Source organism: Streptomyces sp. CB00455, from assembly GCF_001905445.1.
Lineage (GTDB): Bacteria > Actinomycetota > Actinomycetes > Streptomycetales > Streptomycetaceae > Streptomyces.
Window position 1 is genome coordinate 376,085 of sequence record NZ_LIVQ01000002.1, and the last position, 17,720, is coordinate 393,804.

14 protein-coding genes and 1 tRNA gene are annotated in these 17,720 nt (G+C 72.1%); 2 read left to right on the forward strand and 13 right to left on the reverse strand.

Annotated features, from left to right (window positions below):
* Positions 1 to 29: 29 nt before the first annotated feature.
* The 11 genes from prmC to AMK16_RS09170 form a co-directional block, all read right to left on the reverse strand.
* Positions 30 to 875 (reverse strand): peptide chain release factor N(5)-glutamine methyltransferase, encoded by an 846-nt coding sequence (prmC, locus tag AMK16_RS09120; protein ID WP_073911505.1) that lies wholly within the window; start codon positions 873 to 875, stop codon positions 30 to 32.
* 43 nt (positions 876 to 918) lie between these two features.
* On the reverse strand, positions 919 to 1,998 hold the full coding sequence (gene prfA, locus AMK16_RS09125; protein ID WP_073911508.1) for a peptide chain release factor 1: 1,080 nt from the start codon (positions 1,996 to 1,998) through the stop codon (positions 919 to 921).
* Between the two features lie 126 nt (positions 1,999 to 2,124).
* Entirely contained in the window at positions 2,125 to 2,343 is a 219-nt protein-coding gene (rpmE, locus tag AMK16_RS09130; protein ID WP_073911511.1) for a 50S ribosomal protein L31, read from the reverse strand.
* 248 nt (positions 2,344 to 2,591) lie between these two features.
* Entirely contained in the window at positions 2,592 to 3,692 is a 1,101-nt protein-coding gene (locus tag AMK16_RS09135) for an LCP family protein (RefSeq protein WP_073911514.1), read from the reverse strand.
* Between the two features lie 404 nt (positions 3,693 to 4,096).
* Positions 4,097 to 6,202: a transcription termination factor Rho gene (gene rho, locus AMK16_RS09140; protein ID WP_073911518.1), complete on the reverse strand. Its 2,106-nt coding sequence runs from the start codon at positions 6,200 to 6,202 to the stop codon at positions 4,097 to 4,099.
* A gap of 418 nt (positions 6,203 to 6,620) precedes the next feature.
* Positions 6,621 to 7,547 carry a homoserine kinase gene (gene thrB / locus AMK16_RS09145; protein WP_073911521.1) on the reverse strand — a complete coding sequence of 309 codons (927 nt, stop codon included), beginning with the start codon at positions 7,545 to 7,547 and terminating at the stop codon, positions 6,621 to 6,623.
* A 292-nt stretch (positions 7,548 to 7,839) separates the two neighbouring features.
* Positions 7,840 to 8,910 carry a threonine synthase gene (gene thrC / locus AMK16_RS09150; protein ID WP_073911524.1) on the reverse strand — a complete coding sequence of 357 codons (1,071 nt, stop codon included), beginning with the start codon at positions 8,908 to 8,910 and terminating at the stop codon, positions 7,840 to 7,842.
* A 6-nt stretch (positions 8,911 to 8,916) separates the two neighbouring features.
* Positions 8,917 to 10,218: a homoserine dehydrogenase gene (locus AMK16_RS09155; RefSeq protein WP_073913475.1), complete on the reverse strand. Its 1,302-nt coding sequence runs from the start codon at positions 10,216 to 10,218 to the stop codon at positions 8,917 to 8,919.
* 158 nt (positions 10,219 to 10,376) lie between these two features.
* A complete protein-coding gene (gene lysA / locus AMK16_RS09160) occupies positions 10,377 to 11,768 on the reverse strand; it encodes a diaminopimelate decarboxylase (protein ID WP_073911527.1) in 1,392 nt (463 codons plus the stop codon).
* Between the two features lie 19 nt (positions 11,769 to 11,787).
* Complete coding sequence (gene nrtL / locus AMK16_RS09165) at positions 11,788 to 12,813, reverse strand: ArgS-related anticodon-binding protein NrtL (RefSeq protein WP_073911555.1); 1,026 nt, start codon at positions 12,811 to 12,813, stop codon at positions 11,788 to 11,790.
* Positions 12,814 to 13,006: 193 nt separating this feature from the next.
* Complete coding sequence (locus tag AMK16_RS09170; RefSeq protein WP_073911559.1) at positions 13,007 to 13,504, reverse strand: response regulator; 498 nt, start codon at positions 13,502 to 13,504, stop codon at positions 13,007 to 13,009.
* Positions 13,505 to 13,586: 82 nt separating this feature from the next.
* Between AMK16_RS09170 and AMK16_RS09175 the strand changes: the two genes are divergently transcribed.
* A tRNA-Arg gene (locus AMK16_RS09175) sits at positions 13,587 to 13,658 on the forward strand.
* Between the two features lie 382 nt (positions 13,659 to 14,040).
* On the opposite strand, the gene AMK16_RS37110 is transcribed toward AMK16_RS09175, so the two are convergent.
* Both AMK16_RS37110 and AMK16_RS09185 read right to left on the reverse strand, forming a co-directional pair.
* Positions 14,041 to 16,530 (reverse strand): helicase-associated domain-containing protein, encoded by a 2,490-nt coding sequence (locus AMK16_RS37110; RefSeq protein WP_073911563.1) that lies wholly within the window; start codon positions 16,528 to 16,530, stop codon positions 14,041 to 14,043.
* A 273-nt stretch (positions 16,531 to 16,803) separates the two neighbouring features.
* A complete protein-coding gene (locus AMK16_RS09185) occupies positions 16,804 to 17,127 on the reverse strand; it encodes a plasmid stabilization protein (RefSeq protein ID WP_073911566.1) in 324 nt (107 codons plus the stop codon).
* A 128-nt stretch (positions 17,128 to 17,255) separates the two neighbouring features.
* Between AMK16_RS09185 and AMK16_RS09190 the strand changes: the two genes are divergently transcribed.
* Positions 17,256 to 17,651, forward strand: a complete 396-nt coding sequence (locus tag AMK16_RS09190; RefSeq protein WP_073911570.1) for a DUF6479 family protein — start codon at positions 17,256 to 17,258, stop codon at positions 17,649 to 17,651.
* Positions 17,652 to 17,720 lie beyond the last annotated feature (69 nt).

Here is a 17,720-nt window from a genome sequence, read left to right on the forward strand (position 1 = left end):
GGCAGTGGCAAGGAGTGACATCGCGCGGATCACGGCAGTGCCTTGCGGGCGGTCGCGAAGCGCGGTCGGTTGTTGAGGTCCGGGTGGTCGGCCGCGTCGGCCCAGCCCCGTTCCTCGGCGAAGATCCAGGGGACCTGGCCGCCCTGGGTGTCGGCGTGCTCGATGACGACGATGCCGCCGGGCCGCAGCAGCCGGTGCGCGGTGCGCTCGATGCCGCGGATGGTGTCGAGGCCGTCCTCGCCCGAGAACAGGGCCATCTCCGGGTCGTGGTCGCGGGCCTCGGGTGCCACGTACTCCCACTCGGTGAGCGGGATGTACGGGGGGTTGGAGATCACCAGGTCGACCTGGCCGTCGAGCTCCGGCAGGGCGCTCAGCGCGTCCCCCTGGTGCACGGTGACCCGGGAGCCCTCGGCGTTCTTGCGGGTCCACCGCAGGGCGTCCTCGGACAGCTCGACGGCGTGCACGCGCGAGCGCGGCACCTCCTGCGCCATGGCGAGCGCGATGGCGCCGGATCCGCTGCACAGGTCGACGATCAGGGGCTCGACCACGTCCATCGCCCGGACGGCCTGTATGGCCCAGTCCACGACCGACTCGGTCTCGGGCCGCGGGACGAAGACCCCGGGCCCGACCTGGAGCTCCAGGTAGCGGAAGAAGGCGCGGCCGGTGATGTGCTGGAGCGGCTCGCGCGCCTCGCGGCGGGCGACGGCCTCCCAGTAGCGGGCGTCGAAGTCCGCGTCCTTGACGTGGTGCAGTTCCCCCCGCTTGACGTCGTGCACGAAGGCCGCGAGCTCCTCCGCGTCGAAGCGCGGTGAGGGCACGCCGGCGGCGGCCAGCCGCTGGGTGGCCTGGGCCACCTCGGCAAGCAGCAAGTTCACGCTGGTCCTCCGGGCTGCTGTCGTACGGGGGGTGCGGGACGGGTCAGTGCGCGGCGGCGAGCTTGGCCGCGGAGTCCGTGTCGACGCAGGCCTGGATGACCGCGTCGAGGTCACCGTCGAGCACCTGGTCCAAGTTGTACGCCTTGAATCCGGTCCGGTGGTCCGAGATCCGGTTTTCCGGGTAGTTGTACGTGCGGATCTTCTCGGAGCGGTCCACCGAGCGCACCTGGCTGCGGCGCACGTCGGAGGCCTCCTGCTCGGCGGCTTCCTGCGCGGCGGCCAGCAGGCGCGAGCGCAGGATGCGCATGGCCTGCTCCTTGTTCTGGAGCTGGCTCTTCTCGTTCTGGCAGGAGGCGACCACGCCGGTCGGCAGGTGGGTGATGCGCACGGCCGAGTCGGTGGTGTTGACGGACTGGCCGCCGGGGCCCGAGGAGCGGTACACGTCGATGCGGAGGTCGTTCATGTTGATCTCGACCTCGACCTCTTCGGCCTCCGGGGTGACGAGCACGCCGGCGGCGGAGGTGTGGATGCGGCCCTGGGACTCGGTGGCCGGTACCCGCTGGACGCGGTGCACGCCGCCCTCGTACTTCAGGCGGGCCCAGACGCCCTGGCCGGGCTCGGTGGCGCCGTTGCCGCCCTTGGTGCGGACGGAGACCTGGACGTCCTTGTAGCCGCCGAGTTCGGACTCGGTGGCGTCGATGATCTCGGTCTTCCAGCCCACGCGCTCGGCGTAGCGCAGGTACATGCGCAGCAGGTCGCCGGCGAACAGCGCCGATTCGTCGCCGCCCGCGCCCGCCTTGACCTCCAGGAGCACGTCCTTGTCGTCGCTGGGGTCGCGGGGGACGAGCAGCAGGCGGAGCTTCTCGGTGAGCTCCTCGCGCTGCTGGGTCAGCTCCTTGACCTCGGCGATGAAGTCCGGGTCGTCGGCCGCGAACTCCTTGGCCGTCTCGATGTCCTCGGTCGACTGCTTCCAGGCACGGAAGGTCGCGACGATCGGGGTGAGCTCCGCGTAGCGCTTGTTCAGCTTGCGGGCGTTGGCCTGATCGGAGTGGACCGAAGGGTCGGCGAGCTTCTTTTCAAGATCGGCGTGCTCGCCGATCAGTTCCTCGACCGCCTCGAACATCGGGGTACTCCTGGGGTAAAAGTGCGAAGGGACTGCTGGGGTGACGGGGCTTGACGACGACAAAGGCGCCGGTCCGGCCGCCCCCGAGTGGACAGGGGGCGGCCGCAGACCGGCGCCTGGGTCGCGCTACTTCTTGGCCGCACCCTTGCCGAAGCGAGCCTCGAAGCGCGCCACACGGCCACCGGTGTCGAGGATCTTCTGCTTGCCCGTGTAGAACGGGTGGCACTCGGAGCAGACCTCGGCACGGATGTTGCCTTCGGTCAGGGTGCTACGGGTGGTGAACGACGCGCCACAGGTGCAGCTGACCTGGGTCTCGACGTACTGGGGGTGGATCTCGCTCTTCAAGGTGTCTCCTAGATCGGGAGGGCGCCGGGTCGCAGGAGCGGAATTGCGCGCTGCGTGAACCGGGGCCGACAGACCAGTCTGCCAGGACCGGGCTGCCTGTCAAAATTCTGAGGACGCCTCCCTCAACGGAGAGGGGCCGGCATCTATTCCGCGCCACGGTGCGGCCCGTCCGCCGACCGCCCGCACGCCGCCCGCAAGCCGCCCGCAAGCCGACGGGAAGCCGCCCGTACGCCGCCGGACAGGGGGCTCTACCGGACGACCCCGCCCGCCGAGCCCTTGTCCCCCATCGAGTTCTCGGTGGCCTCCGCGGGGATGGGCTGGTCGGCCAGCAGGGCGTCCCAGACCATCTTGCACTGCTTGGCCATCGGCGCCACGCGGTCGGTGTCGAGGGCGTCCGCGGTCACCGGCAGGGTGATCATGTGCATGTTCTGGCCGTCGATGCCCTGGAGCCCCTGGGCGAAGCCCATGAGGGACTTCACGTCGCCGAGCGACTTGTCGGTGGTGATCGCCTTGGTCGCGGAGTCGGCGAGGCCGAGCAGCTTCTTGGGGTTGTCGAACACCCCGACTCCCTTGACCTGCTTGATCAGCGCCTTGATGAAGGCCTGCTGCAGCTGGATGCGGCCGAGGTCCCCGCCGTCGCCGACACCGTGACGGGTGCGGACGAGCCCGAGGGCCTGTTCGCCGCCGAGCCGGTTGGTGCCCGCCGGGAGGTCGAGGTGGCTGAAGGGGTCCTTGATCGGCTTGGTGGTGGTCACCTCGACGCCGCCGAGGTTGTCGATGATCTTCTTGAAGCCCGTGAAGTCGACCTCGATGTAGTGGTCCATGCGGATCCCCGACATCTTCTCGACCGTCTTGACCGCGCAAGCGGCCCCGCCGACCGTGTACGCCTCGTTGAACTGCCTGCGCGACCCGCCGGGGTCGGTCTTGCCGTCGGAGGTGGTGCAGGCCGGGCGCGCGGTCATGGTGTCGCGGGGTATCGATATGACGCCGGCCTTCTGGTGGCCCTCGTAGAGGTGGACGATCATCGCGGTGTCGGAGCGGGCCGAGCCGCCGTCGTCCTTGCCGTACTCCCCGTTCGCGCCGCCGCGGGAGTCCGACCCGAGGACCAGGATGTCCATCGAGCCGTTGTCCACGTTCTGCGGGCGGTCGCTGCCGAGCGCCTGGTCGATGTCGACCGTCTTCAGGTTGCCGTTGAACTTCACGTAGAAGTAGCCCAGACCCGCCCCGCCGAGCAGGACCACGCCCGCGGCGCTCCACGCGGCGATGACGACGGCCCTGCGGCGCCTGGGCGGTCTTTTGCGGCGCCGGCCTGCGACGCGGTGGCCGCGGCCCGTGCTGTCCTCGCTCATGCTCTCCTCAGTCCTGAGTCCGGTACCCGGTCCCTGTGGCCGGCCGTCCCGCCCCGCACTCCTGCGACCTGCGGTCCTGTGACATGCGGTCCACTGACACAGACGGCCCAACGGCCTCCAGGGTTCCACGGCCGCGTGCGTACCCGGCCCGCCGCGGACCTGCCCGCCCTCCGGCGGCGCCGCCGCGGGGGTCCCCCGTCACCTGCGGTTTTACGGGGGCCCCGCGGGACCCGGCGCGGCCGTACGCAGCGGGACCGTGTGCGCAACGGCACAGCGGCGCGCACGGCTACCCGCACATCCGCGACCGGCGCGGCCGGCCGTGGGGTTGCGTCCGCACGCGCCGCGAGCACAGCCGCCCCCGCCGCGGGTGCGGCGGGGGCGGCTGCGGGGACGGCGCGGGGGCGTCAGTCGTCGTTCTTGCCCGACGGCGTCGTCTTCGCGATCTGCATCAGGAACTCGGCGTTCGACTTCGTCTGCTTCATCTTGTCGAGCAGCAGCTCGATGGCCTGCTGCGAGTCGAGCGCGTGCAGCACCCGGCGCAGCTTCCAGACGATGGCGAGCTCCTCCGCGTTGAGGAGGATCTCCTCCTTGCGGGTACCCGACGGGTCGACGTCGACGGCCGGGAAGATGCGCTTGTCGGCGAGCTTGCGGTCGAGCTTGAGCTCCATGTTGCCGGTGCCCTTGAACTCCTCGAAGATCACCTCGTCCATGCGCGAGCCGGTGTCGACCAGCGCGGTGGCCAGGATGGTCAGCGAGCCGCCGTCCTCGATGTTGCGCGCGGCACCGAAGAAGCGCTTCGGCGGGTACAGCGCGGTCGAGTCGACACCACCGGACAGGATGCGGCCGGAGGCGGGCGCCGCGAGGTTGTACGCGCGGCCCAGGCGGGTGATGGAGTCCAGCAGGACGACCACGTCGTGACCCAGCTCCACGAGGCGCTTGGCGCGCTCGATGGCCAGCTCGGCGACGGTGGTGTGGTCCTCGGCCGGGCGGTCGAAGGTCGAGGAGATGACCTCGCCCTTGACCGACCGCTGCATGTCGGTGACCTCTTCCGGACGCTCGTCGACCAGGACGACCATCAGGTGGCACTCGGGGTTGTTGACGGTGATCGCGTTGGCGATCGCCTGCATGATCATGGTCTTGCCGGTCTTCGGAGGGGCCACGATCAGACCGCGCTGGCCCTTTCCGATCGGCGACACGAGGTCGATGATGCGGGTGGTCAGCACCCCCGGGTCGGTCTCCAGGCGGAGCCGGTCCTGCGGGTAGAGCGGCGTCAGCTTCTGGAACTCCGGTCGGCCGCGGCCGGATTCGGGCGCCATGCCGTTCACCGAGTCCAGGCGCACCAGCGCGTTGAACTTCTCGCGGCGCTCGCCGTCCTTGGGCTGGCGCACGGCACCGGTGGTGTGGTCGCCCTTGCGCAGGCCCGCCTTGCGGACCTGGGCGAGGGAGACGTACACGTCGTTGGGACCGGGCAGGTAGCCCGAGGTCCGGATGAACGCGTAGTTGTCGAGGATGTCGAGGATGCCCGCGACGGGGATCAGGACGTCGTCGTCGGCGACCTGCGGCTCGTTCGGGGCGAACTCGTCGCGGCCGCGACGGCCGCGACGGTCGCGGTAGCGGCCCCGGCGGCCGCGGCGGCCGCCCTCGTCGTCGAAGTCGTCCTGCGGGCCGTGGTCCTGCGGACCCTGGCGGTCCTGACGGCCCTGCTGACCCTGGCCCTGGCCGCGGCCGCCCTGCTGCTGGCGGTCGCCGCGCTCGGCGCGGTCCTGACGGCCGCCGCCCTGGCCGCCCTGCGCGCCCTGGCCCTGGCCGCCCTGGCCCTGGTCGTCGCCCTTGGCGCCGCGGTCGCGGCGCTCGCGCTGACGCTCGCCGCGCTCGGTGCGCTCGCCGCGGTCACGCCGGTCGCGACGGCCACGGCCCTCGGCGTCCTGGCCCTGCGCGGAGACCGCGGTGGCGGCCTCGGCCTTGGCGTCGGTCTGCGGGGCGGTGGCGGTGGGGGCCTCGGCCTTGACGGTCTCGGTCTTCTGCTCCACCTGCACGGCGGCGGGGGCCGAGGCCTCCGGGCTGCCGGAGGGGGCGGTGGCCCGACGGCGGCGGCGCTCGCCGACCGGGGCGTCGTCACTGGCCGGCTGCCCGGGGATGTCGATCTGCGCCTGCGTGGCGGTCTTCTCGGCGGGCGCCTCCGCGGCGGCCTCGCCCGTGCGGGCCTTGCTGGTGGCGCGACGCTTCGGCTTGGCCTCGGCGCTCTCGGCGCCGGCGGCGGAGGCCGCCTTGGGGGCGCTGCCGCCCGCCTGCGTCTCCTTGATGACCTCGATCAGCTGGCTCTTGCGCATGCGCGCGGTGCCCCTGATGCCGAGGCCCGACGCGACCTGCTGAAGCTCTGCCAGGACCATGCCGTCGAGGCCGGTGCCGGTGCGGCGTCGCCGTCCGGTGGCAGCCGCGGCGCCCGCGGCGGGGGCACTGGTGTCGACAGAGGTGTCGGCAGCGCCCATCAGATCGGTGGTGTCGCTCACGAAGGGTCCTTCCCTGGAGCGGACGTCGGCCTGTCTGGCTCGGCGACCGGTTGTGCTGTCCGACGACGGTCCTAGGTGTATGGACCGTGCCGGGGCGGTGGTCCGCCGGTAGAGATACGGCGGAGAGAAACGTGCATGAGTGGTTCCGGCGAGAAGCCCCCGAGCTGGAAGCGTGGGAATGTCACGCCGATTCCGGAGCGTGCTCGAAACTGCTGGAAGTGATCAAAGCAGTCGGGGAGGCTCCCGGAAGAAAGGTGGTCCCGAATGGGGACACTGAGCACCGAGCCATGGCGGCTTCGGATGCGCACTCGAGAATAACACTACCGGATCCAACAGACATTCCCCCTCTCAGTCACCGGTGATCGCGCTCTCCCGCGCGGGCGGCCTGCCCTGGCCGCCCGCCCCGGTCGGCTCCGGCTCAGCCGCCCTGGGTTCCCAGCGGAAGTACGCTCGCGCCCGCGGCGTCGAGGGCGAGCCGGTTCGCCGCCCACCCCTCACCCGCGAGCCGCGCGACCTTGTCGGCCGCGCCGTTGTCGACCAGCGCGAGGACCGTGGGGCCCGCGCCGGAGATGACCGCGGGGATGCCGTCCGCCCGCAGTCGGTTGACGAGTGCCACGCTCTCGGGCATCGCCGGGGACCGGTACTCCTGGTGGAGCCGGTCTTCGGTGGCCGGCAGCAGGAACTCGGGACGCCTGGTCAGGGCCTCCACGAGCAGTCCCGCGCGACCCGCGTTGACGGCCGCGTCCACGTGGGGGACGGTGCGCGGCAGCAGGCCGCGCGCGGTCTCCGTCAGGACGGGCCTGGAGGGGACGAAGACCACCGGAACGATGGAATCGGCGGGCTCCATCCGGATCGCCCGGGCGCTGCCGCCGTCCATCCAGGCCAGGGTGAAGCCGCCGAGCAGACAGGCGGCGACGTTGTCGGGGTGGCCTTCGATCTCGGTGGCGAGCTCCAGCAGCGCCGCGTCGTCGAGCCGGCTCTCCCCGCCTATCGTCACGGCGCGGGCGGCGACGATGCCGGCGCAGATCGCGGCGGAGGAGGAGCCGAGGCCGCGGCCGTGCGGGATGCGGTTGGCGCAGACGACCTCCAGGCCGCGCGGCTGGCCGCCCAGCAGGTCGAAGGCGGTGCGCATGGAGCGTACGAGCAGGTGGCTCTCGTCCCGCGGGAGGGTGTCGGCGCCCTCGCCCGCGATGTCGATGTCCAGGCCGGAGTCGGCCACCCGGACGACGACGTCGTCGTAGAGCCCCAGGGCCAGGCCGAGGGCGTCGAAGCCCGGGCCGAGGTTGGCACTGCTGGCGGGGACGCGCACCCGTACGGCGGCGGCGCGGAACGCTGGACCGGCCATCGTCCGATGACACTCCTTGTGACTGTGCGAGATCTACGCTGCCTCGCTGCGAATGTACTTCAGAACGTACGACACCCGAAGGCCCTGGAGGCAGCACCGCGGTCATGTGCGCGGTGGCGGATGTAAGTACAGCGTATCGAAGGAAGGTTCCCTCGCGACATAGGGCGCACGAGAGGCGCACGATGCGTGTCGTCCGCCCGGACCGGCCGGGGCCGCACTTTTGTCGTCGTACGGGATGAGTTGCCGGGTTCCGGGGTCTCGCGACCCCGGAACCCGGCCCTCGGGTGGTGCGTCAGACCAGGCCCAGGCGGACGGCCGCGGCCTCGGCGTCCACCGGGACGGTGACCGGCTGCGGGGCGCCGGCGATCGCCCAGTCGGGGTCCTTCAGGCCGTTGCCGGTGACGGTGCACACGATCGTCTGGCCGGGGTCGACCAGGCCCTGCTCGGCGGCCTTGAGCAGGCCGGCCACGGAGGCGGCCGAGGCCGGTTCGACGAAGACGCCCTCCTGGGAGGCCAACAGCCGGTAGGCAGCCAGGATCTGACGGTCCGTCACTTCGTCGATGAAGCCGCCCGACTCGTCCCGCGCGGCGAGCGCGTAGTCCCAGGAGGCCGGGTTGCCGATCCGGATCGCCGTGGCGATGGTGTGCGGCTCCTTGACGACCTCGCCGCGCACGATGGGCGCGGAGCCGGAAGCCTGGAAACCCCACACGCGGGGCGTACGGGAGGCCAGGCCGTCGGCCTTGTACTCCTTGAAGCCCTTCCAGTACGCGGTGATGTTGCCGGCGTTGCCGACGGGCAGCACGTGGACGTCCGGGGCGTCACCGAGCGCGTCGACGATCTCGAAGGCGGCCGTCTTCTGGCCCTCGATGCGTACCGGGTTGACCGAATTGACCAGTGCCACCGGGTAGTTGTCGGAGAGCGCGCGGGCCAGGTCGAGGCAGTCGTCGAAATTGCCGTCCACCTGGAGGATCTTGGCGCCGTGCACGAGGGCCTGGCCCATCTTGCCGAGCGCGATCTTGCCGCGGGGCACCAGCACCGCGCACACCATGCCGGCGCGCACCGCGTAGGCGGCGGCCGAGGCCGAGGTGTTGCCGGTGGAGGCGCAGATGACGGCCTTGGCGCCTTCCTCCTTGGCCCGGGTGATCGCCATGGTCATGCCGCGGTCCTTGAAGGACCCGGTGGGGTTCGCCCCCTCGACCTTGAGGTGCACCTCGCAGCCGGTGCGCTCGGAGAGCACCTGCGCGGGGACGAGGGGAGTGCCACCCTCGCGGAGCGTGACCACGGGAGTCCGGTCCGTCACCGGCAGGCGGTCCCGGTACTCCTCGATGATGCCGCGCCACTGGTGGGTGCGATTGCTGCTCATGGGTCCTTACTCCCCTTCAACACGCATGATGCTGGCGACACCGCGGACGGTGTCCAGCTTCCGCAGTGCCTCGACGGTCCCGGAGAGGGCGGCGTCGGGCGCGCGGTGGGTGACGACGACGAGGGAGGCCTCATTGCCGACCCCGTCCGGTCGTCCTTGCTGTCGTACGGTATCGATGGAGACGCCGTGCTCCGCGAAGGTCGTCGCCACCTGGGCGAGGACGCCCGGCTTGTCCGCCACGTCGAGGCTGATGTGGTAGCGGGTGACGACGTCCCCCATGGTGCTGACCGGCAGCTGGGTGTAGGCCGACTCGCCCGGCCCCGTCGCCTCGGCGAGCTTGTTGCGGCAGACGGCGACCAGGTCGCCGAGGACCGCGGAGGCGGTGGGCGAACCGCCCGCGCCCGGTCCGTAGAACATCAGCTGTCCGGCGGCGTCCGCCTCGACGAACACCGCGTTGTACGCCTCGCGGACGGAGGCGAGGGGGTGCGTCAGCGGGATCATGGCGGGGTGCACGCGGGCGGTCACCGACCGGCCGTCCGCGGCGCGCTCCAGGATCGCCAGGAGCTTGATGGTGCAGCCCATGCGCTTGGCGGAGGCGAAGTCGGCGGCGCTGACCTCGGTCATGCCCTCGCGGTAGACGTCGTCGAGGCGCACCCGGGTGTGGAAGGCGATGCCGGCCAGGATCGCGGCCTTGGCGGCGGCGTCGTAGCCCTCGACGTCGGCGGTGGGGTCGGCCTCGGCGTACCCGAGGGCCGTGGCCTCGTCGAGCGCCTCCTGGTAGCCGGCGCCGGTGGAGTCCATCTTGTCGAGGATGAAGTTCGTGGTGCCGTTCACGATGCCCATGACGCGGTTGATCTTGTCGCCCGCGAGGGACTCGCGCATCGGGCGGACCAGCGGGATCGCACCGGCGACGGCGGCCTCGTAGTACAGGTCCAGCCCGTGCTGCTCGGCGGCCGCGTGCAGGGCGGCGCCGTCCTGGGCCAGCAGCGCCTTGTTGGCGGAGACGACGGAGGCGCCGTTCTCGAAGGCGGTGGTGATGAGGGTGCGGGCGGGCTCGATGCCGCCGATGACCTCGATGACCACGTCGATGTCGCCGCGTTTGAGGAGGGCGGTCGCATCGGTGGTGATGAGCGCCGGGTCGATGCCCTCGCGCACCTTGGAGGGCCGGCGCACGGCCACGCCCGCGAGCTCGACGGGCGCACCGATCCTCTGCGTGAGGTCGTCGGCGTGCGTCGTCATGATGCGCGCCACCTCTGAGCCGACCACTCCACAGCCCAGCAGCGCCACCTTCAGCGGACGCGTACGCATCATTCGACCTACGCCTTTCGTCTTCCATCAGTACCCCGCGCGCGGTTTGCCCGCGGGGTGGAACCAGTCTCACTCAATGGACATCAGTTTCCACCCTCGGTCCATTGAGTGAGACGCCTATTTTGGGGGCCTTGGGCCTTCCCTCAGAAATATGGGAATCATCCGAGGTCGAGACGCAGGAGATCTTCCTCCGTCTCGCGCCGCACGATCACCCGGGCCTGTCCGTCGCGCACGGCGACGACGGGCGGGCGGAGCGCGTGGTTGTAGTTGCTGGCCATGGAGCGGCAGTACGCGCCGGTGGCCGGGACGGCGAGGAGGTCGCCGGGGGCGAGGTCGGCGGGCAGGAAGGCGTCCTTCACGACGATGTCGCCGCTCTCGCAGTGCTTGCCGACGACGCGGACGAGCATGGGCTCGGCGTCGGAGGTGCGGGAGACGAGGGTGACGGAGTACTCGGCGTCGTAGAGGGCGGTGCGGATGTTGTCGGACATCCCGCCGTCGACGCTCACGTACGTCCGCAGTCCTTCGAGCGGCTTGATGGTGCCGACCTCGTAGAGGGTGAAGGCGGTGGGACCGACGATGGCGCGGCCCGGTTCGACGGAGATCCGGGGCGCGCGCAGGCCCGCGCTCTCGCATTCCCGCGCCACGATCTCGGTGAGCGCCTTGGCGATCTCGTGGGGCTCGCGCGGGTCGTCGTCGCAGGTGTAGGCGATGCCGAGGCCGCCGCCGAGGTCGATCTCGGGCAGCTCGACGCCGTGCTCGTCGCGGACGGCGGCCAGCAGCCGCACGACGCGCTTGGCGGAGACCTCGAAGCCGGCCATGTCGAAGATCTGCGAGCCGATGTGGGAGTGGATGCCGAGCAGCTCCAGCGAGTCGTGCCCGAGGGCGCGCCGGACGGCTTCGGCGGCGGAGCCGTCGGCCACCGCGATACCGAACTTCTGGTCCTCGTGGGCGGTCGCGATGAATTCGTGGGTGTGCGCCTCGACGCCGACGGTGACGCGGATCTGCACGGGCTGGCGTACGCCCAGTTCACGGGCGGTGTGCGCGACGCGGGCGATCTCCTGGAAGGAGTCGAGGACGATGCGCCCGACGCCGGCCTCGACGGCGCGCCGGATCTCGTGCGCGGACTTGTTGTTGCCGTGGAAGGCGATCCGCGCGGCGGGCATGCCCGCGGCGAGGGCGGTGGCCAGCTCCCCGCCGGAGCACACGTCAAGGTTGAGCCCCTCTTCCTCCAGCCACTTCACGACGGCCTTGGAGAGGAACGCCTTGCCGGCGTAGAAGACGTCGGCGTCGCTGCCGAAGGCGTGGGCCCAGGCCCGGCAGCGCGCGCGGAAGTCCTCTTCGTCGAGGAAGTAGGCGGGGGTGCCGAACTCGGCGGCGAGGTCGGTCACTTCGATCCCGCCGACGCGGACGACGCCGTCGTCGCCGCGGCGGACGGTACGGGCCCACACCTTCTCGTCGAGTGCGTTCAGGTCGGCGGCCGGCGGGGAGTAGTGCCCCTCGGGAAGGACGTCGGCGTGACGGGGTCCGGCGGGGTGCGCGGAACGGCTCATCGGTCTCTCTCTTCACTCTTCACAGGCGTTCGGGTGCGTCCATGCCGAGCAGGGCCAGGCCGCCGGCCAGCACCGACCCGGCGGCTTCGGCAAGAGCCAGCCGGGCCCGGTGGGCGGCCGAGGGTTTCTCGTCGCCCCGGGGCAGGACGCGGTACTGGAAGTCGAGAGCCGCGTCCGCGAGCTCGACGAGGTGGCGGGTGAGCCGCTCGGGGGCCCGGTGGTGCGCGGCGGCTTCGAGGACGAGGGGGTGGTCGGCGAGGACGCGCAGCAGGTGGGGGGCGTCGGGGACGTCTGCGGGGGCGGGGGCGAATCCGAGGTCGGCCGCGCCCCGCAGCAGGGCCCGGCTGCGGGCGAAGGCGTAGCGCACCCGGAAGAACTCGCTGTCCTCGCTCTGCACGAGCAGCAGCGGGGAGAACTCGGGCGTCTCCCGGGCGGGCACGCTGAGCACGGCCCAGCGGACGGCGTCGGCCCCGAACCGGGCGACGACGTCCCCGTCCCGCCGGGCGATGGGGGCGATGGGGGCGATGCGGAGGGGCGGGGCCTGCTCGTGCCCAGGGGGCGGCTGAGGCTGCTCGCGCCCAGGGGGCGGCTGGGTCTGCTCGCGCCCAGGGGTCGGCTGGGTCTGGAGAATCCGTGCGACGGCCCCGTACAGGAGGCGCTCACGCAGCCCGCGGGCGTCGTCGGCGACGGCGAGGGGTTCGGTGGGAAGGCGCGGGTGGCTCCCGGGCAGACCCCGGATGACGAGGGGGGCGGAGAGGGGCGGGAGCACGAAGTTCACGAACCCGGCCCCGGTGACCTCGACGCGCTCGATCCCGGGCACCGCTGCGAGCCGCCGGGCGAGCACCCGGGCCACATCGGCGGGCCGCATGCCGGCCGCCTTCGCGATCTGGAACGCGACGGGACTGGCGTACTCCCCGACCCCACCGGGCCGCGTCCGCTCCACGACGACCCGCCCGGGCACGGCCACGTCTCCCCCGAGCTCTCCGCCCTCGACGGCGCACCGCAGGGCGCGCACGACGGCACGGGGGAGGTCGGCGGGATTCACGAGACCCACCCTAGGGGAAACCCCGCCCCATCCCACGAAGGGTTTCGCCATGTGAACAGACCCCGCCCGGAACCGGGCGCCGGGAGCGGCGGCAGACGGCAATCGAGAAAGACGCGAGGAAGAAAAAAAGAAGACAGGAAAAGGAAACGAGAACAAAGGAATGGCGAACGGACGAAGGACGAAGGACGAAGGACTATCCCCGGCCTCTGCCGGCGGGAGTCCCTCTCCTCCCGTCGCGCCGTTCCCGACCCTCGACGAGCCGTCGCACGACCCGCACCAGCTCGGCGGGCTCGAACGGCTTGGCGACAAACGCGTCCACCCCGGCCGCGAAGCCGCTGTCCACCTCGTGGTGGGTACAGGCACTCACGATCGCCACGGGCACGTCTCTGGTCCGCGGGTCGGCACGCAGCTGCGCCGCCGCCCCGAACCCGTCCAGCCGGGGCATGACCACATCGAGGGTGATGGCATCGGGACGCACGTCGTGCACGACGTCCAGACACTCGGCACCATCGTTCGCGGTCACGACCTCGAAGCCCTCCAGCTCGAGATTGACCTTGATCAGCTGCCGGATGACCTTGTTGTCGTCGACAACAAGCACCCGGCCCGAGATGCCTGGCACAACTCGAGAGTAGGTCGACCCGAGCCCCCGCGTCCGGGTTTTCCCCACTTCCACCCCGTGCGGGCGACCCACCCCCCTCTCCCCCGCAAACCGGTTCCTGATCACCCCGGCGAAGCTGGTAGTGTTCAACCCGTCGCCGCACAGCGAACGACGCGCCCCCGTAGCTCAGGGGATAGAGCAACGGCCTCCGGAGCCGTGTGCGCAGGTTCGAATCCTGCCGGGGGCACTTACTGTGTAAGTGTCACAAGACCCCGCCCTCAGCGGAAACGCTGAGAACGGGGTCTTTGCGTATGCGCGGCCAACTGCCGTGCTGTGCAGGCGCACGACAGCCTCTGCCGCCGCCCGTCCTCGGCCCAGGCCTCGCCGGAACCTCGCAGGTCAGCCCCGGCGATGCGAAGGCGCACAGGATTCACCCAGGGGCCTTGCCCGCGACTGCTCGGCTCTCACGCGTACTTGCGGAGCACCTCCTCGATGCGGTGGTTACCGACCTCCTGCCGACCGTCGGGGCACTTCGCGCAGCGGCGGTGTGGTGCACATGCAGCTACGCGCGGGGCCGGGGAGACCGGGTCGGGGCGCCGGCGATCTGTCCCGCGCTTGACGGGCGTTCGTCAGCCGGGAGTGCCGAGGAGCCGGGTCGCAAGGGTGCGGGCGCTGGCCGGGATGCCGCGGACCGGTTCGCCGTACGGGGGGTGGGCCTGGTCCAGGGTGGGGAGGAGGCTGCGGGCGCGTTCGGACGGGGCTCGGTCGAGGACGGTGGTGCCGGTCTCGGCTTCCTGGGTGGGGGCGTAACCGGCGGCGCGCAGGGCCGTGAGGGTCTCCTCGGGAGGGGCGGTGGAGATCAGGACGGTGGGGGCGATCCGGCGCAGGCGGAGTGTGGCCAGGCCGCGGACCTGGGCCACCTCGGCGATCAGGGCGGTGTCGTCGGAGCGGATGCAGCAGGCGGAGCGGACGACCTTGAGCTGTCCGTGGGTGCGGGCGGTGTCCTTGATCGTGTAGGCCAGCGGTTGCGGGAGCGGGGTGTCGCGCTCGCTCGCGGCGGTGAGGCGGTCGAGGAGTTCGTCGGCGCTCCAGCCCGCGTCGAGGGCGCGTCGTACGGAGGCGGCCGTGATCCGCCAGACCACCGCGTGTCCCTCGGACTCGATGTCGCCGGCGGTGGACAGCAGGTCGGCGAGGGCGGGCGCCGGTGCGCCGGTGACGGTGGCGGTCAGGTCGCTCTGGAAGCGGGCGGTGACGCTGGGCTCGGGCAGGGCCGTGTAGAGGGCTTCGCGAAGGGTGGTCACCGCCCGGGCCAGCGCGGGGCGGGGGGTGAGGTCCTCGCCCAGGCCCTCGGAGCCGCGGGCGGCCGGGTCGGCGCCCGCTCCGGGCACGGCCGGGTAGTGGTGGGCGGCGCCCGCCTCCAGCAGGCGGGCGAGGGCGCGTCCGACGGGGGTGAGCGCACCGTGGGCGACCACGCCGAGCAGGGCCGCCTCTTCCAGGGTGGTGGCCAACCGGTCGAGCAAATCGTCGCCACCGGTCAGGGTTCCGGCGTCGTCCATGGCCAGGTGAGTGCGGAGGGCGGGCCGGAACCACGCGGCCAGGGCCAGGAGTTCGGCGTATCCCTGGGCGTCCCCGGTCAGACCGTGGCCGTCGGGGAGGGTGGCGAGAGCCCGCAGTACTCCCGTGCGCAGGGTCACGGCTTCCTCGTCGCTCGGGCTGATGAGCGCGACCGGGGTCTCGTCGGGGTCCGGCCAGTGGCTGAGGACTTCGGGGACCACGGCCCAGGCGGCCAGCAGCGGCAGCAGCTTGCCCGCGGCCGGGGCGGCGGCCCAGGCGTCGTAGCGGTCGGTGGGGAGCAGCCGGGCTGAGGGCTTGGGGGACTTGGGGTGCTGACGGCGGCCCCGGGCCGCCGGAGCCGGGGCCGGCTCGTCGTCCCGGGGTGCGGCGAGGCCGGCGTTCACGGCGAGGTCGAGCCACAGCCGGGTGTCGGCCTCGTGCGCCCCAGCCGCCTTGGCCAGCCGCCGGGTGTCCCGTACGGCGATCCCGCCCGCCTTGCGGATCGCGACGGGCTGGGCGGCCAGCGCCCGCAGGACCAGCTCGGCCCGCCAGGCAGCCGCCGCAGCGGCCGCGGCGCCCTCGCCCTCCCAGCCGGGCGGCAGCGGCGCGGTGGCGGTCAGTGGCTCCGCCTCCAGCCGGGGGCTGGGTGCTGCGCCCTCATCGCGGAGCGCACGGGCGACCTCGTACGGAAGCTCCACGAGGTCGAGGCCGACGGGGACCAACAGCCCGCGCGCGGCCAGCCAGTCCGTGCCCTCGTCGCCGCTGCCGCCCTCTCGGAAGACGTACTTGGAGTCCGGGCCCGCGTACTGCGCCCCGGACCGGCTGATGAAGCAGTGCGTGCGCAGCAGTGGCGGGCCCGGAACCAGGTGGTCCAGCAGTTCCCTTGCCCGCGAGGGGGCGTCAGCCACGAGAGCCCGTACCCTGGCGGGGTCGGCGAGCAGGGCGGTGATCAGATCCTGTGCCTGGTCGCGGGTACGGGCCGCGCCCTCGCCGAAGAGGGTTGCGGCGATCCGCTTGACCTCCGGGGCGTTGTAGGCGGAGGTCAGCAGCCGGTCGGCGGTGCGCCCGTAGCCGTCGAATCCGGCGGCCCGGACGTGAAGCAGTGGCGGCAGCGCCAGTTTCCCCTTGGGCGCGGGGAGCAACAGTGCTCGCTCCCGTAGCGAGGCGAGGGCCCGCTCCGCGAGCCGGCGTTTCTCCCCCGGCTCGAACCAGGCCAGTACGTCCCGCTCCGGCACCAGTCGGTCTGCGGGCTCGACCGGGGCCACGGGCCGGTGCTGCTGCCAGGGATACCGGGGCCCGTCCTCGACCTCGCCACCGGCCACGGGACCGTGCCGCTCCAGGGCCAGAGCGGCGATGGAGGCGAGCAGTTCCAATTCTCCGGCGGTGCCCGACATCAGGCCCTGGCCCACCGAGTCGTCGGTGAGCAGGTGTTCGGCAAGCTCGCGAAGGGTGGTGACCCGCCGGTACCCGGAGGCGAGCGGCAGATCCCGCTCTTCCAACAGGACGGTCAGGCGCTCGGAATCCAGGGTGCCGAGCCATTTCGCCAGGGCGGTGCGCGCGTTCACCCGGCCAGCCTAGTGCCGGGCGATCACCCCGCACGGGTGAATCGGGCCCCTTCCCGACACCGGCTCGGCCGGGTGACGGCGCAGGCCCTCGCCCCCGGCGCGGCGCCGTCATCCAGGTCTGCCCGGGTCCCGGGCGGCCCCCTTCGAGGCACGGCAGGCCGCGGCGGCGTTGCGAGACGGGGTGCCGGGCCGCGCGGCAGCGGGTGGGCTCGGGGCTCGGGACAGCTTCGTCGCCCGCGCCGCCTTCGCCGTCGTGGCCGCTCCCCCGATGGGCTAGTCGTCCAGGGCGCGCTTGAGCTCGGCCTTGTTCATGTCCGAGCGGCCGTGGATGTTGCGGCGCCGGGCCTCGGCGTAGAGCTGGTCGTACGTGGGCCCCTGGGCGCCGGAGTGGGAGTGGAGGCCCCCGCGGCGGGACGAGGACATGTCCTCCAGGGACTCCTTGCTGGCGGTCTTCGACTCGCCGGCCCGGGCGCGCTCCTTGTTGACCGTGCGGGCGGCGATCTCCTCGGCCTTCTCCTCGGACTCGCCGCGCTGCTGCACGCTCTCCTTGATGTGCTCGTACTGGCGTTCGCGCTTGGGGGAAGATCCGCGGGGCATGGCCGCCGCCTCCTTGCGTTCGGGTGGGCCGGTGGATGTGCCGGGCACGTGGGGCGGTTACCCCGCTTGCAGCAACGTATCCGGGCCTGAGAGGCGCATACCCTCACAAAGTGCGGGAAACTAAGGGTATGGACACGACCCTGAGCGTGGACTCGACCCTGACCGACATCGCGTGGTTCCTGGTCGTGGGCATTGCCGTTGCGGGCTTCCTGATCGGCGCCTTCTGGCTGGGCAAGAGGATTCGCGCGCAGGAACCCGCGCCTCCCACGGCCGAGAGCCAGCCGCACCTGCCCGAGGGCGGCGCGGTCTACGAGGTGCGGGAGGAACGGGACCACGTGGAGATCCCCGAAGGCGGTCTGCGGCCGCACGAGATGCAGGGCTACGGGAACTTCGGCTCGACCACCTCCGCCCACCCCGACGAGGTCCGGGCGGAGCGGGAGGCCGGGCACAAGCAGTCGGATGGCCCGTTCCCGCACGCCCAGCCGGGCGCTCCCCCGGACGCGGGACGCGGCGCCCACAGCTGACTCCCCCGGTCCCGGCCTGTCCCCTCTCCTCCCCTCTCCTCCCCTCTCCTCCCCTCTACGCACGCTCCC

What these genes read in the sequence shown, in the direction of transcription:
- thrB (WP_073911521.1), bottom strand. Translation starts at nt 7,547, where the DNA reads ATGGCCGGTCCAGCGTTCCGCGCCGCCGCCGTACGGGTGCGCGTCCCC.
- AMK16_RS09135 (WP_073911514.1), bottom strand. Translation starts at nt 3,692, where the DNA reads ATGAGCGAGGACAGCACGGGCCGCGGCCACCGCGTCGCAGGCCGGCGC.
- prfA (WP_073911508.1), bottom strand. Translation starts at nt 1,998, where the DNA reads ATGTTCGAGGCGGTCGAGGAACTGATCGGCGAGCACGCCGATCTTGAA.
- AMK16_RS09190 (WP_073911570.1), top strand. Translation starts at nt 17,256, where the DNA reads ATGGACACGACCCTGAGCGTGGACTCGACCCTGACCGACATCGCGTGG.
- thrC (WP_073911524.1), bottom strand. Translation starts at nt 8,910, where the DNA reads ATGAGCAGCAATCGCACCCACCAGTGGCGCGGCATCATCGAGGAGTAC.
- AMK16_RS09155 (WP_073913475.1), bottom strand. Translation starts at nt 10,218, where the DNA reads ATGCGTACGCGTCCGCTGAAGGTGGCGCTGCTGGGCTGTGGAGTGGTC.
- lysA (WP_073911527.1), bottom strand. Translation starts at nt 11,768, where the DNA reads ATGAGCCGTTCCGCGCACCCCGCCGGACCCCGTCACGCCGACGTCCTT.
- AMK16_RS09185 (WP_073911566.1), bottom strand. Translation starts at nt 17,127, where the DNA reads ATGCCCCGCGGATCTTCCCCCAAGCGCGAACGCCAGTACGAGCACATC.